The sequence below is a fragment of the Mesorhizobium sp. M4A.F.Ca.ET.090.04.2.1 genome (assembly GCF_003999085.1).
Taxonomy (GTDB): Bacteria; Pseudomonadota; Alphaproteobacteria; order Rhizobiales; family Rhizobiaceae; genus Mesorhizobium.
This window is the reverse complement of record NZ_RZOT01000856.1, coordinates 1-1343: the sequence shown is the minus strand read 5'-3', so window position 1 is coordinate 1343 and position 1343 is coordinate 1. Positions and strand designations below refer to the sequence as shown.

At 66.6% G+C, this 1343-nt stretch carries 2 protein-coding genes and 1 pseudogene; 2 read left to right on the top strand and 1 reads right to left on the bottom strand.

Annotation, left to right across the window (positions count from 1 at the left end; translation table 11 throughout):
* Positions 1-492: DUF2161 family putative PD-(D/E)XK-type phosphodiesterase (locus EN781_RS32625; RefSeq protein WP_127400729.1), on the top strand; the 492-nt coding region annotated here is incomplete at its 5' end.
* A 106-nt stretch (positions 493-598) separates the two neighbouring features.
* On the opposite strand, the pseudogene EN781_RS32620 reads toward EN781_RS32625, so the two are convergent.
* A pseudogene (locus EN781_RS32620) lies at positions 599-827 on the bottom strand (MucR family transcriptional regulator); the annotation flags it as partial.
* Between the two features lie 175 nt (positions 828-1002).
* Between EN781_RS32620 and EN781_RS32615 the strand changes: the two are divergent.
* A partial coding sequence (locus tag EN781_RS32615) for a GntR family transcriptional regulator (protein WP_145965793.1) occupies positions 1003-1343 on the top strand: 341 nt, incomplete at its 3' end.

The following is a 1343-nucleotide window of genomic DNA, read 5'->3' as shown; positions in this document are numbered from 1 at the left end:
GCCGTCGACCGCGCGGCAGCCTGCGACGAGGTCTGGCTCGCCGCGCTCATGTCGGCGCGCGGCAAGGGGCGCGAGCACGACCGCCGCTTCCGCGCGCTGTGCCGCCGCCTCGGCTTCGGGCTGCTGGGGGTTGGCAGTAAGGGTGAGGTCGAGTTGCTGCTCAGTCCCGCCGCCGTGCCCCCGAGGCGTGATCCCCGGCGGCGTTCGCGCCTGATGGAGGAGCATCGGCGCCGGCGCGGCGACCCCACGGCCGGAGGCAGCACGCGCGCGCCGATTATGACCGCCTACCGGCAGGAGGCGCTGGCCTGCGCCGCCGCCATGGCCGACGGCCCGAAGCGACCGCGTGACCTGAAAGCCGTTTCGCTGCGCGCGGCCAACATATTGCTGCACAATTACTATGGCTGGTTTGCCAGAACGGAGCGCGGGATCTACGCGCTTACCGAGGTCGGCCACGTCGCCCTGCAGTCGCAAACGATGGTCGAGGCCGGCTGAGGAGCGTTCGCGCGAGGCCGACCAATCAAGGATCGGTCCATGACCGGACCGCCGATTCGGCACGGCGATCCCGCCTCGAGCGTCGAACGCTTCTCGCGAGGGCGACCTACTGCGCCGAGCCGTTAGGCTTGCGTCCCAGCCCCATGGACTTGGCGAGCCTCGAACGGTTTGCGGAATAGTTCGGTGCCACCATCGGATGGTTGGAAGGCAGGGTTCCACTTCGCCCGATATTGATCGGGCGAGAGGCCGTAATGCACGGCGATATGCCGCTTCAGCAATTTGAAGTGCCGTCTGTCCTCGAGGCAGATGATGAAGTTGGGCGCCACGGATTTCTTTCATGGGAACCGCGGGGTTGAGTTCCACCGATTGGGCCGGGGAATATCCGGCCAGGATCGTTCTGAACGTATATCGCATCTGCGCGCCGTTCGGCCCTGTCTCGTTTCGGGCTGTTGACTCGCCTTTCGCTCTGTGCAGAATTGGTTGGACCATTGAACCACTTTAGGCTCTGGCTTGACCGATCTTTTGCCTCCCATCCAGACGACGGCCCGCGACGACGCGGTGCTGAAGGCCTTGGCCGGTTTCGTCAGGCAGGAATCCCTGGGTCCCGGTGAGAAGTTGCCGACCGAGCGCATCCTGGCCGAGCGGCTCAAGGTCAGCCGCAACACCGTGCGTGAGGCGCTGACGCGCTGGGAGGGGCTCGGCCTCGTCGAGCGGCGGCAGGGCTCAGGCACCTATCTCAAGGCGGCCGTCTCTCCCGATATGCTGCACATGCCGCTGACGCTGGCCGGCGGCAATGATTTCGCCGGCCTGATGCGCACGCTGGAAATCCGCCGCGCGCTGGAGGCCGAGGC